This window comes from Burkholderia sp. Ac-20344 (assembly GCF_017104975.1).
Taxonomy (GTDB): domain Bacteria; phylum Pseudomonadota; class Gammaproteobacteria; order Burkholderiales; family Burkholderiaceae; genus Burkholderia.
Map to the genome: position 1 here is coordinate 1 of NZ_JAAGPP010000200.1, position 12,952 is coordinate 12,952.

General features: G+C 70.4%; 12 protein-coding genes. 5 read left to right on the forward strand and 7 right to left on the reverse strand.

Features of this window, described 5'->3' with window-relative positions:
* Positions 1-622 (reverse strand): thiamine pyrophosphate-binding protein (locus tag G3N64_RS35380; RefSeq protein WP_277399155.1); only part of this gene is annotated, 622 nt, incomplete at its 3' end.
* A gap of 97 nt (positions 623-719) precedes the next feature.
* On the opposite strand from G3N64_RS35380, the gene G3N64_RS35385 reads away from it, so the two are divergent.
* The 4 genes from G3N64_RS35385 (at position 720) to G3N64_RS35400 (ending at position 5,880) form a co-directional block, all read left to right on the forward strand.
* Positions 720-1,631 (forward strand): LysR family transcriptional regulator, encoded by a 912-nt coding sequence (locus G3N64_RS35385; protein ID WP_043190134.1) that lies wholly within the window; start codon positions 720-722, stop codon positions 1,629-1,631.
* A 210-nt stretch (positions 1,632-1,841) separates the two neighbouring features.
* Positions 1,842-3,236, forward strand: coding sequence for a D-arabinitol 4-dehydrogenase (gene dalD / locus G3N64_RS35390; protein WP_205788298.1), 1,395 nt, complete (start codon positions 1,842-1,844; stop codon positions 3,234-3,236).
* Positions 3,237-3,319: 83 nt separating this feature from the next.
* A complete protein-coding gene (xylB, locus tag G3N64_RS35395; RefSeq protein WP_205788299.1) occupies positions 3,320-4,801 on the forward strand; it encodes a xylulokinase in 1,482 nt (493 codons plus the stop codon).
* Positions 4,802-4,866: 65 nt separating this feature from the next.
* Positions 4,867-5,880, forward strand: coding sequence for a sugar-binding transcriptional regulator (locus tag G3N64_RS35400; protein ID WP_085041209.1), 1,014 nt, complete (start codon positions 4,867-4,869; stop codon positions 5,878-5,880).
* Positions 5,881-5,923: 43 nt separating this feature from the next.
* On the opposite strand, the gene G3N64_RS35405 is transcribed toward G3N64_RS35400, so the two are convergent.
* Positions 5,924-7,147 (reverse strand): MFS transporter, encoded by a 1,224-nt coding sequence (locus tag G3N64_RS35405; RefSeq protein ID WP_205788300.1) that lies wholly within the window; start codon positions 7,145-7,147, stop codon positions 5,924-5,926.
* Positions 7,144-8,340 (reverse strand): serine hydrolase domain-containing protein, encoded by a 1,197-nt coding sequence (locus tag G3N64_RS35410; RefSeq protein WP_205788301.1) that lies wholly within the window; start codon positions 8,338-8,340, stop codon positions 7,144-7,146. The genes G3N64_RS35405 and G3N64_RS35410 overlap by 4 nt, the downstream gene beginning before the upstream one ends.
* Before the next feature lie 113 nt (positions 8,341-8,453).
* Here G3N64_RS35410 and G3N64_RS35415 point away from each other — a divergent pair, with 113 nt between their 5' ends.
* Positions 8,454-9,338, forward strand: a complete 885-nt coding sequence (locus G3N64_RS35415; RefSeq protein WP_205788302.1) for a LysR family transcriptional regulator — start codon at positions 8,454-8,456, stop codon at positions 9,336-9,338.
* A gap of 13 nt (positions 9,339-9,351) precedes the next feature.
* Here the strand turns inward: G3N64_RS35415 and ugpC are convergent, their stop codons facing one another.
* The 4 genes from ugpC to G3N64_RS35435 form a co-directional block, all read right to left on the reverse strand.
* Positions 9,352-10,461 (reverse strand): sn-glycerol-3-phosphate ABC transporter ATP-binding protein UgpC, encoded by a 1,110-nt coding sequence (gene ugpC / locus G3N64_RS35420; protein ID WP_205788303.1) that lies wholly within the window; start codon positions 10,459-10,461, stop codon positions 9,352-9,354.
* A 62-nt stretch (positions 10,462-10,523) separates the two neighbouring features.
* Positions 10,524-11,237, reverse strand: coding sequence for an HAD family phosphatase (locus tag G3N64_RS35425; RefSeq protein ID WP_205788304.1), 714 nt, complete (start codon positions 11,235-11,237; stop codon positions 10,524-10,526).
* A complete protein-coding gene (locus tag G3N64_RS35430) occupies positions 11,234-12,085 on the reverse strand; it encodes a carbohydrate ABC transporter permease (RefSeq protein ID WP_205788305.1) in 852 nt (283 codons plus the stop codon). Before G3N64_RS35430 ends, G3N64_RS35425 begins: the two co-directional genes overlap by 4 nt.
* Positions 12,082-12,952: sugar ABC transporter permease (locus G3N64_RS35435; RefSeq protein WP_241021369.1), on the reverse strand; the 871-nt coding region annotated here is incomplete at its 5' end. The genes G3N64_RS35435 and G3N64_RS35430, both read right to left, overlap by 4 nt.

Below are 12,952 nucleotides of genomic sequence, written 5' to 3' on the forward strand. Positions count from 1 at the left end.
GCCGCGCGGCGTCGAGCGCGTCGCCGAGCCGCGCGAGCGCGTCCGGGTCGGGCCGCACGACGCTGCTGACGTCGCGCCGCGGCAGCAGTTCGGCCGGCTGGTCCCAGTCGTCGACCGGGATCGACACGAACACGGGGCCGCGCGGCTCCTGCATCGCGATGCGGTACGCACGCGCGATCGCGGCCGGCACGTCCTGCGCGCGCGCGGGCTCGATGCTCCATTTCACGTACGGCTTCGGCAGCTCGGCGGCCTGCGTCGCGCCGAGGAACGGGTCGAACGGCAGGATCGCGCGCGCCTGCTGGCCCGCGGTGACGATCAGCGGCGTGCGGTTCTTGAATGCGGTGAAGAGATTGCCCATCGCGTTGCCGACGCCTGCCGCCGAATGCAGGTTGACGACCGCCGCATTGCCCGTGGCCTGCGCATGGCCGTCGGCCATCCCGACCACGACGGCTTCTTGCAAACCGAGCACGTAGCGGAAATCGTCCGGGAAATCGCGGAACATCGGCAGCTCGGTCGAACCGGGATTGCCGAACACGCGGTCGATGCCGAACTGGCGAAGCAGGTCGATCACCGCATCGCGAACGGTGATCGATGCGGCGGAAAGGGGCAGGTGGCCGGACATGCTCGGCGCTCCTCGATGACTTGGCGGTTTCCACAGTATCGAAGCGCAAGCCATTCTCGGATACTGTATTTTTTGCGATAAGCCATTACATTCCGGCATGACTTTCGATCTCCGACAATTGCGCGCCTTCACGACGATCGTCGCGTGCGGCAGCCTCGGCCGCGCCGCCGACGCGCTGCACGTGACGCAGCCGGCACTGAGCCGGATCCTGAAACGGCTCGAGGACCAGGTCGGTGCGCCCCTGTTCGAGCGTCACTCGAAGGGCGTGCAGCTCACCGCGTTCGGCGAGGCGCTGCTGCCGCACGCGACGCTGCTGCAGCACGAGGCCGAGCACGCGCGCGAGGAGCTCGACGCGATGCGCGGCTTCGCGAAGGGCACGATCAAGGTCGGCACGGTGGGCAGCATCGCGAGCCTCGTGCTGCCGGTCGCGGTGGGCCGCGTGCTCGACCGCTGGCCGAACCTGCGCGTCGAGATCATCGAAGGCGTGTGGGATCGGCTCGCGGAAGGGCTGAACAAGCACGAGATCGATCTCGCGCTGTCCGCGCACGGGCCCGACACGGACGAAATCGTCGCGATTCCCGAGTGCCGCTGGGAAGATCGCAGCCATATCGTTGCGGCGCCGCACCATCCGCTGCGCGCGCTCGGCCGCGCGCCGACGCTCGCCGACACGCTGCACGCGCGCTGGGCGATTCCGCCGCGCGGCACCGCGCCGTTCGACCATATGCGCGCGACCTTCGACGCGCACGGGCTCGCGCTGCCCGACATCGCGGTCGAGACGCGCTCGGTCACGACGCTGAAGAGCCTCGTCGCACATGCCGGCTTCCTGAGCTGGATGGCCGAGCCGATGTACGGCGCCGAGCAGCGCGCCGGCACGATCGACACGCTGCCGGTGCGCGAGGTCGTCGCGGTGCGCACGCTCACCGCGTTCCGGCGCCGCCACGGCATCCTGCCGGGGCCGGCCGGCAAGCTGCTCGAGGAACTCGTCGCGTTGACGCGCGAAGGACGCTGACAGGACGCTTCCCCCACCGACGGCCCGTTCGCCGCCTTCCCGCCCTGCCCGCGCGCCGCCGCAGCGCACCATCGAAATGCCGTTTCCCCGCCTTGACTTTCGCTCGCCCGAATACGATCATTCGCCCACACAAAGAGCAAATGATCGTATTCGACGATCACGTCGGTCGCATTCGACAGGAAAAAGTCAGGCACGAACAGGAGACACCGGATGAGCGCATCGCCCTCCGCCCGCACGCCCGTGCTGCTGCACATCGGCGCAGGCTCGTTTCACCGCGCGCACCAGGCGTGGTATCTGCATCGCGTGAACGCGGCCGTCCCGGCCGACGAGCGCTGGTCGCTGACCGTCGGCAACATCCGCGACGACATGCACGCGACGATGGACGCACTCGCCGCACAGCACGGCGCCTACACGCTCGAAACCGTCACGCCGCAAGGCGAACGCGCGTACGAGACGATCCGCGCGATCACCCGCTTGCTGCCGTGGTCGATCGACCTCGCCGCGCTGATCGACGCCGGCGCCGATCCGGCGTGCCGGATCGTGTCGTTCACCGTCACCGAAGGCGGCTACTACCTCGACGAACACAACCGGCTCGACGTCGCGAACGCCGATCTCGCGGCCGACCTGCAAGGCGCGCGCACGACGCTGTACGGCGCGCTCGCGGCGCTGCTCGCCGAACGCATGACGCGCGGCGCGGGCTCGCTCACGCTGCAGAGCTGCGACAACCTGCGCAACAACGGCGCGCGCTTTCGCGCGGGGATGCGCGAATTCCTCGGGCGGCGCGGGCAGGCCGACCTGCTCGCGTGGTTCGATGCGAACGTCGCGACACCCAGCGCAATGGTCGACCGCATCACGCCGCGCCCGACCGCCGACGTGCGCGAGCGCGTGCTGGCGGCCACCGGCATCGACGACGCCTGCCCGGTGATGGGCGAATCGTTCATCCAGTGGGTGATCGAGGACCGCTTCGCGGCCGGCCGGCCGCGCTGGGAGCTGGCCGGCGCCGAACTCGTCGACGACGTGCACCCGTACGAGGAAGCGAAGATCCGCATCCTCAACGCGACGCACAGCTGCATCGCGTGGGCCGGCACGCTGGCGGGCCACACGTATATCCACGAAGGCACGCACGACGCGGCGATCCGCCGCTTCGCGCACGACTACGTGACGCAGGACGTGATCCCGTGCCTCACGCCGAGCCCGCTCGATCTCGCGCGCTATCGGGACGTCGTGCTCGAACGCTTCGGCAACCCGTACGTGCTCGACACGAACCAGCGCGTCGCGGCCGACGGCTTCTCGAAGATCCCCGGCTTCATCGCGCCGACGCTCGCCGAATCGTTCGCACGCGGCGCGGCACCGGTCGCCACCGCCGTGCTGCCCGCGCTGTTCCTGCGCTTTCTCGAACGCTGGGCGCGCGGCACCCTGCCGTACGCGTACCAGGACGGCGTGATGGACGAAGGCGCCGCGCGGGCAATCGTCGGGGCCGACGACCCGGCCGTCGCGCTGTGCGCCAGCCGCGCGCTGTGGGGCTCGCTCGCCGGCAACGCGGCGCTGCTCGCGGCGCTGCGCGCCGGGCTCGCGCGGGTCGATGCCTGGCTCGCGGCGCGCTGACGCGCATCCGGGCGAACCTGCCTTGGCACGTGCACGGCCACGCGGCTAAAGTAGCGACTCCCCACTGACGGAACGGATCGCTCATGTATCTCGGCATCGACCTCGGCACCTCGGAAGTGAAGGTGCTGCTGCTCGCCCCGGACGGCACGGTCGTCGGCACCGCCGGCTCGCCGTTCACCGTGTCGCGGCCGCATCCGCGCTGGGCCGAACAGCATCCGGACGACTGGTGGCAAGGCACGCTGGCCGCGCTCGCGGCCCTGCGCGAACGGCATCCCCAAGCGTTCGCAGCCGTGCGCGGCATCGGCCTGTCGGGCCAGATGCACGGCGCCGTGCTGCTCGGCCGCGACGACCGCGTGCTGCGCCCCGCGATCCTGTGGAACGACATGCGCAGCGCCGACGAATGCGCGCTGCTCACCGAACGCGCGCCCGATCTCCACGCACTGGCCGGCAATCTCGCGATGCCGGGCTTCACTGCGCCGAAACTGCTGTGGGTCGCGAAGCACGAACCCGACGTGTTCGCGGCGACCGCCTGCGTGCTGATGCCGAAGGACTACCTGCGGTTCCGGCTGACCGGCGCGAAGGTGTCCGACCCGTCCGATGCGGCCGGCACGCTGTGGCTCGACGTCGCGCGCCGCGACTGGTCCGACGCGCTGCTTGCCGCGTGCGGAATGACGCGTGACCAGATGCCGCGCATCGTCGAAGGCAATGCGCCGTCCGGCACGCTGCGCGCGGACGTCGCACGCGAACTCGGGCTGTCGGAGGCGGTCGTGGTGGCCGGCGGCGGCGGCGACAACGCGACGAGCGCGCTCGGCATCGGCGCGATCCACGCGGGCGACGGCTTCGTGTCGCTCGGCACGTCGGGCGTGCTGAGCGTGGTCGGCGATCGCTTCATGCCGAACCCCGCATCGGCCGTCCATGCGTTCTGCCATGCGATTCCCGATCGCTGGCAATTGATGAGCGTCGTGCTGTCGGCCGCGAGCTGCCTGCGCTGGGTCTGCAAGCTGACCGGCACCGACGAGCCCGCGCTGCTCGCCGAAGTCGAGGCGCTCGACACCGACGCGCTCGCGACGGCCCCGCTGTTCCTGCCTTACCTGTCCGGCGAACGCACGCCGCACAACGACCCGTACGCGCAGGGCGTGTTCTTCGGGATGACGCATGCGACCGAGCGCGCGCATCTCGGCTACGCGGTACTCGAAGGCGTGACGCTCGGCCTCGCCGACGGTCTCGACGCGCTGCATGCGGCCGGCGTCGAAACCGACCAGCTGTCGCTGATCGGCGGCGGCGCGCGCAGCGCGTTCTGGGCGCAGCTGATCGCCGATGCGCTGAACGTGCGCACGCGCCAGCACGGCGGCGGCGAAACGGGCGCGGCGCTCGGCGCAGCGCGGCTCGGCTGGCTAGCCGTCGGCGGCGATCCGCATGCGGTGCTGGCCAAGCCGCCGGTGCGCGCCGAATACACGCCGGATGCCGCCCGCCATGCGCTGCTGCGCGAACGCCTCGATGCGTTCCGCGCGCTGTACCGCCACGTGCGGCCGCTGTACGAACCGTCGCGCACACGGCTCGCGTAAGCGCCGCACGTCACGCATGCCGGCCGTCGGCCGCATGCGCGACATGCGGTACAGTGGATGCCGTCATGCGGCCCGCCGGCCGGCCCGCGGGGCGGCCCCCAGATCCGAACCGAATCGCTATCGTGTCCAAGTCCTCAGAAAAACTCGATCTCGCCACGCGTGCCGCGTGGCTCTACTACGTCGCGGGCGACACGCAGAACGAAATCGCGGAAAAGCTGCAGGTGTCGCGCCCGGTCGCGCAGCGCCTCGTCGCGTTCGCGGTCGAGAAGAACCTGATCCGCGTGCGCGTCGACCACCAGCTCGCCGACTGCCTCGATCTCGGCGCGCAGCTGTCGAAGCGCTACGGCCTCGCGATGTGCGAGGTCGTGCCCGTCGACGCCGATGCGCCCGACGCGATCGACCGCAAGCTCGCCGTCGCCGGCGCACAGGTGATGGAGCGCTACCTGAACGAAACGCGGCCGATGGTGATCGCGGTCAGCAGCGGCCGGACGCTGAAGGCCGCGGTCGCGCAGATCGCGCAGATCGACCGGCCGCAGCACCGGCTCGTGTCGATGGTCGGCGCGATCGCGGCCGACGGTTCGTCGAACCGCTACGACGTCGCGCAGTACATCTCCGAAAAAACCGGCAGCAAGCACTTCCTGCTGCCCGCGCCGCTGTTCGCCGACAGCGATGCCGAGCGCGCGCAGTGGTGCAATCACCGGCTGTACCGGATCGTCGAGGCGCTGTCGGGCAAGGCCGATGTCGCGTTCGTCGGGATCGGCAACATCGGCCCGCACTGCCCGCTCTACGAAGACGGCTTCATCACCGAACAGGAGCGCGACGAGATGACCGCGCTCGGCGCGGTAGCCGAACTGCTCGGCGTGCCGATCGACGCGCAGGGCACGCAGATCGCCGTGTCGACGAGCGCGCGCGTGACGAGCGTCGCGCTCGCCACGCCGCCGAAGCGCCCGACGATCGCGTTCGCCGGCGGCCCGAAGAAACGCGATGCGGTGATCGCCGCGCTGCGCGGCGGCTGGCTGTCGGGGCTCGTCACCGACGAAACCTGCGCGCGCGCCGCGCTCGACGCGAAGGCGGCCTGACACCGAAGCCGCGCACCGCGCGCGACGTGCGGCAGTCGAACGCTCAAGCCGCGCCCGGCGCCGGAAACGCATGCCGGCGAGCACGCCACGCGCCGACCCACGCGGCCGCCAGCAGCGCGACGAGCACCCACGGGATCGCACCGGCGCCGGTTGCGCCGAGCAGCATCCCGCCCGCGATGCCGCCACCTGCGATCGCGAGGTTCCACACCGTCACGAGCATCGACTGCGCCACGTCGGCCGCCTCCCCCGCCGCGTTCGCGGTGGCCGTCTGGAACAGCGTCGGCGCACCGCCGAACGCAAGCCCCCACAGGGCGACGCCCGCATAGACGATCGCCATGCCGGAGCCGGCACCGAGCATCGCCGCCGCGATGGCGAACATCGCGATGCTGGCGAGCGTCAGGCGTCGCTGCGCGGCGCCGATCCAGGCGCCCGTCAGCGCGATGCCGACCAGCGACGCGATGCCGAACACGAGCAGCACCGCATCGACCTGCGCGCCCATCCGCACGCCCGCGAGGAACGGCGCGACGTACGTGTACAGCATGTTGTGCGCGAGCACGTACGCGAACATCACGGTCAGCACCGGCCGCACGCCGGGCAGCGTCATCACGCCGAGCACGGGCTCGCGCGCACCGGCCTGCTGCCCCGGATAATCGGGCACGCGCCAGCGGATCCAGCCGATCAGCGCGAGCGCCGCGACCGTGATGCCCGCGAACGCGATGCGCCAGCCGAACATCGCGCCGAGCGCGGTGCCGGCCGGAATGCCGATCGACATCGCGACCGGCGCGCCGAGCATCGCGACCGCGATCGCGCGGCCGCGCAGCGATACGTCGACCATCCGGCTCGCATAGCCGGCCAGCAGCGCCCACAGCAGCCCGGCCGACATGCCCGCGACGAAGCGCGCGGCGAGCGTGAGCGCGTAGTACGGCGACGCGGCCGTCAACGCATTCGACACGACGAAGCCGGCCAGCGCCGCGAGCAGCAGCCGGCGCCGGCGCATCGCGCGCGTCGCGGCGACGAGCGGAATCGCGGCGACGATCGAGCCGAGCGCATAGACGGTCACGAGCTGGCCGATCAGCGCCTCGGTCACGCGCAGGTCGACGCTCATCAACGGGAGCAGGCCGGCCGGCAGCGCTTCGGTGAGGATCGTGATGAAACCGGCGGTGGCGAGCGCCAGCAGGTTCGCGACCGGCAGGCGTTCGCGCACCGGTTCGGACAGACCGGACGCCCGGTCGGAGACGGAGGCGGAAGCGGATACGCACTCGCTCATGTCGCGCTCCGGTCGTCGACGCCGTATACCGCATCGCGCACGTCGGTGACGACGCGCCCGTGCATCCCTTCGTACAACGTATTGGTCAGCGCGACGACCGTCAGCCCGGCCGCGCGGTCGACGAACCACGCATGCCCGTACGCACCGCCCCAGCGCCACGTGCCGACCGACTCCGGCGACTGCGCGGCCGCCGGATCGCGCAGCACCGAAAAGCCGAGCCCGAAGCCGAATCCCGGCGCGGCCGGCAGGTCGTTCGCCCCCGGCTGCACGCGGGACATCTCGTCGATCCAGCGGCGCTCGAGCCAGCCGTCGCGGCCGGTGCGCAACGTATCGAGCAGCGTCATGCAGTCGCGCGCGGTGCCGACCATCCCCGCGCCGCCCGACGGCCACGCGGCCGCGTCGAACGCGCGCGCCGGTGCGAAGCGGATGCCGACGGTGCCGTCGTACACCGGCGCGAGATCGTCGTCGGCCATCCGGCGCGGCGCGCCCGGCGTACTGACGTACGGCGTCGCGAAGCGTGCGGCGTCGTGCGAGAAGAACGCGGTGTCCGTCATCCCGAGCGGCGTCGTGACGAGCGCGGCCACGGCCTCGGCGAGCGGCCGGCCGTCGACCGCCTCGATCAGCGCGCCGACCACGTCGAGCGCGAGCGAGTAGTCCCACGACGTGCCGGGCGCGAACCGCAGCGGCACGCCGGCGATGCGCCGCACGTTCTCCGCGAGCGACAGGCCCGCGCGGTCCATCCCGTCGGACACGCCGGCACGCGCATACGGGCCGTCGGCGTCGGCTTCGAGGAAGCGGTAGCCGAGCCCGGCCGTATGCGACAGCAGATGACGCAACGTGATGTCGGTGGGCGTGCCGTCGGGCAGCGTCGGCCGGAACGCGGGCAACCAGCGCGCGACCGGCTCGTCGAGTTCGATGCGCCCCGCCGCGACCAGCCGCATCGCGGCGGCCGTCACGACTGGCTTCGACACCGACGCGAGCCGGAACAGCGTGTCCTCCCGCATCGGCGTGCCGGCCTCGCGATCGGCGAGGCCGGCCGCGCGCGCATAGCGCAGTTCGCCGTCGCGGGCGACCAGCACGACCGCGCCGACCACGCGCGCGTCGGCCAGCGTGCGATCGAGCACGGCGTCGAGGCGCTCGGGCAGCGCGGCGTCCGGTTCTGCGCGGTGGGCGGTGACAGGCAGGGATGACATGGCGTGACCTCGAATAGTGAAGGAACGCCCATCGTAGGGAGCCGGCGCAAGAAGAAAAACCGGGTTAGAGTTCCGGACACTCCGGACATCGATGTCCGCAATCGGGAACCTGCATGGAAAATCTTGGCGGCTTCGTCGTGTTCGTCCAGGTCGCGGAAACGCGCAGTTTCGTCGCGGCCGGCCGCGCGCTCGGGCTGTCGGCGTCCGCGATCGGCAAGCGCATCGCGCGACTCGAGGCCCGGCTGAACGTGCGGCTGTTTCACCGCAGCACGCGCAGCATCACGCTGACCGCGGAAGGCACGCGCTTCCTGGAGCGGTGCCGGCGCGTGATCGCCGAGATCGACGCGGCCGAGCAGGAACTGACGCACAGCGCCGAAGCGCCGCGCGGGCGCCTGCGCGTGAGCCTGCCGACGATCGGCACGCTGCTGCTGCCGGTGCTCGCCGATTTCATGGCCGCGTATCCGGAGATCGAGCTCGACATCGATTTCAGCGACCGCCTGGTCGACGTCGTCGAAGAAGGCTTCGACGCGGTGCTGCGCACCGGCCAGCCGACGGATTCGCGGCTGTCGTCGCGGCTGCTCGGCCATTTCGGCCAGCACCTCGTCGCGTCGCCCGACTATCTCGAACGGCACGGCACGCCGCGCACGCCGGCCGATCTCGCACGGCACCGCTGCCTGCACTACCGCTTCCCGAGCAGCGGCAAGCTCGAGATCTGGCCGCTGCGTGCGTCGCGCTCGGGCGTGCTACCGGCGGTGCCGGTCTCGATGGTCAGCAACAGCGCGGAGACGCGTCTGTGTTTCGCGCGGCGCGGGCTCGGCATCGCGTGCCTGCCCGAATTCTTCGTGCGCGACGCGCTCGACGACGGCACGCTGCGTGCGGTGCTCGCCGAACACATCGTGAGCCGCACGCCGTTCTACGTGCTGTGGCCGTCAGGCCGCCATCCGACGCCGAAGCTGCGTGCGTTCGTCGATTACATGGCCGAGCACCTGCGGCTCTGACCGGCTCGCGCCCTCAGGCCGCCTTCGCGTGCACGCTCAGCCGCCGGAACGCCTGCCCCGCTTCGTCGAACAGGTGGCAATGCTCGGCCTGCGCATGCACGTGCAGCGCCTCGCCGGTGCGATACGTGTCGAGCGGCGGGATCCGCGCGATCAGCCCATCCGGCGCGACCGCCGACTCCGCATACAGGTACGCGGCATCGCCGAGCGACTCGACCGCCATCGTCCGCGCGGCGACACCGTCGGCCGCCACGCCCACCAGCAGATGCTCGGGCCGCACGCCAACCGTCACCGCCGCGCCGCGCTGCAGCCCCGCCGCCTCGACCGCGACGCGCTGCGTCTCGCCGCTGTCGAAGCGCACCAGCACGCCGGTCGCATCGGCCGACTCGACCGTGCCCTTCAGGAAGTTCATCTTCGGCGAGCCGATGAAGCCCGCGACGAACTGGTTGGCCGGCGCGTGGTACAGCGCGTTCGGCGTGCCGACCTGCTGCACCGCGCCGCCCGACAGCACGACGATCTTGTCGGCGAGCGTCATCGCCTCGACCTGGTCGTGCGTCACGTAGATCATCGTGGTCTTCAGCTCGTCGTGCAGCCGCGCGAATTCCAGCCGCATCTTCACGCGCAGCGCCGCGTCGAGGTTCGACAGCGGCTCGTCGAACAGGAACACCTTCGGCTTGCGCGTGATCGCGCGGCCGATCGCGACGCGCTGCCGCTGGCCGCCCGACAGCTGCTTCGGCTTGCGGTCGAGCAGATGGTCGATGTGCAGGATCTTCGCGGCCTGCTTCACCGCCTGGTCGATCTCCGGTTTCTTCGCGCCCGCGAGCTTCAGCCCGAACGCCATGTTGTCGTACAGCGTCATGTGCGGGTACAGCGCATAGGACTGGAACACCATCGCGATGCCGCGCTTCGCGCTCGGCACGTCGTTGACCTTCGCGCCGTCGATCAGCAGCTCGCCGCTCGAGATGTCCTCGAGCCCGGCGATCATCCGCATCAGCGTGGATTTGCCGCAGCCGCTCGGCCCGACGAATACGACGAATTCGCCGTCGGCGATGTCGAGGTTCACGTTGCGCAGCACTTCGGTGTCGTCGTAGCGCTTCGCGATGTTGCGCAGGAGCACGCTTGCCATGGTCTGTCTCCGTTCGTTCGTGATGCGCCGCGTTGAAAGCGGCGCGCATTCGTTCCTGATTGCTAGCTCGGCAGCACGGCGCCCGTCGCCTGCCAGCGCGCGACGTAGCCGGGCAGCTCGTGCATGTCGTCGAATACGTGACGCGCGCCGATCCCGCGCAACGCGTCGATCTGCGCGGCCGACGCATGCCCGCCGCCGACGAAGCCGAGCACGGTCATGCCAGCCGCGGCGGCTGCGGTGATGCCGGTCACGCTGTCCTCGACGACGAGGCATTGCGCGGGCACCGCGCCGAGCGCACGCGCGGCCGCGAGATACACGTCGGGCGCCGGCTTCGGCCTTGCCACGGCGTCCGCGCAGAACAGCCGGTCGCCGAAGAAGCGCGCGAGGCCGGTGCGCGCGAGCGCCGCCTCGACGTACGCGCGGTAGCTGTTGCTCGCGCATGCCGTCGTCAGCTTGATCGCCGCGAGTGCCTTGTCGATGCCGTCGACCATCGGCGCGTTGACGGCCGATGCCTCGACCGCGCGGCGGATCGCGTCGACGTCGCCGGCCGACAGCGTGCGGCCGACGGCCTCGCCCGCGCCGGCCAGCACGCGCTCGATGCGCAACCCGAGCAGCGGCATCACCGCCGGCCGCGCGTCGACACCCGGCCAGCGCGCATCGAGCTCGCGCACGATCACGTCGGCGGCGACGGCCTCGCTGTCGATCAGCACGCCGTCGCAATCGCAGATCAGCACGTTCAACCCGTGGCCGACCACGCCTTTGCCGCCCGCGCTCACTTGACCGCCCCGAACGTGAGCCCGCGCACGAGCTGCTTCTGCGACAGCCAGCCGACGATCAGGATCGGTGCGACCGCGAGCAGGGAAGCCGCGGACAGCTTCGCCCAGAACAAGCCCTCGGGGCTCGAGTACGACGCAATGAACACGGTCAGCGGCGCCGCGTTCGAGCTCGACAGGTTGATGCTCCAGAACGCCTCGTTCCACGACAGGATCACGAGCAGCAGCGCGGTCGACGCGAGCCCCGGCAGCGCCATCGGCATCAGCAGGTAGACGATCTCCTGCCACGTCGACGCGCCGTCGATGCGCCCCGCTTCGAGGATGTCCTTCGGGATCTCGTTGAAGTACGTGAAGGTCATCCACACCGCGATCGGCAGGTTGATCAGCGTGTAGACGATCACGAGGCCCGATACGCTATCGAGCAGCCCCGCGTTCTTCCACAGCAGGTAGATCGGCACGAGCACGCCGACCGACGGCATCATCTTCGTCGACAGCATCCACAGCAGCACCTTCTGCGTGCGGTGGTTCGGGAAGAATGCCATCGCGTAGGCCGCCGGCACCGCGAGCAGCAGCGAGATCACCGTGACACCCGCCGAGATCAGCACCGAGTTCCACGCGAACGAGAAGTAGTTGCTGCGCGCGAACACCTCGCGGAAGCTGTCGAGCGTCGGCATGAAGAACAGCGTCGACGCGTACGCCTGCTGCTCGGTCTTGAACGCCGTGATCGCCATCCAGAAGATCGGGAAGAACAGCAGCAGCGCGATCAGCCATGCGAGCACGCCGGGCAACGCGCGTCGCGCGAGGTCGAACGCAGCCGGCGCGCGCCGGCCTTGCAAAGTCAGGTCGCTCATTTGTCGTACTCCCCCTTCAGGTTGCGCGCGAGCATCCGCACCAGGAAGAACGACACGACGTTCGCGACCACGACGGCGATGATCCCGCCGGCGGATGCGAGGCCGACGTCGAACTGCTGCAGGCCGAGCGCGTAGATCAGGTACGACAGGTTGGTCGTCGCATCGCCCGGGCCTCCGCCCGTCGTCGTGTAGATCTCCGCGAAGATCGACAGCAGGAAGATCGTCTCCATCATCACGACCACGGCGATCGCGCGCTTCAGGTGCGGCAGCGTGATGTAGAAGAACATCGCGATCGGGCCGGCGCCGTCGATGCGCGCGGCTTCCTTCTGCTCCTGGTCGAGCGACTGGATCGCGGTGAACAGGATCAGGAACGCGAACGGCAGCCACTGCCACGCGACGATGATGATCACGGCGGTGAGCGGGTAATCGGCGAACCAGTCGATCGGTGTCATCCCGAGCGCGCGCATCGCGTTCGCGACGAGCCCGTAGACCGGATGCAGGATCATGTTCTTCCAGACCAGCGCGGCGACCGTCGGCATCACGAAGAACGGCGCGATCGCGAGCAGGCGGGCCACGCCCTGCCCGTAGAACTTGCGGTCGAACAGCACGGCCATCAGCACGCCGCCGACCACGGTGATCGCGAGCACCGCGCCGATCAGCACGAGCGTGTGCCAGATCGCGGGCAGGAACGACGGATCGGTCGCGAGGAAGCGGTAGTTGTCGAACCCGGCGAAACCCTTCACGTCCGGGTTCAGCAGGTTGTAGCGCGAGAACGAATACCAGATCGTCATCGCGAGCGGAATCGACATCCACAGCAGCAGCACCGCGACGGACGGCGAGACGAGCCAGCTCGCGCCGCCGCGCGCG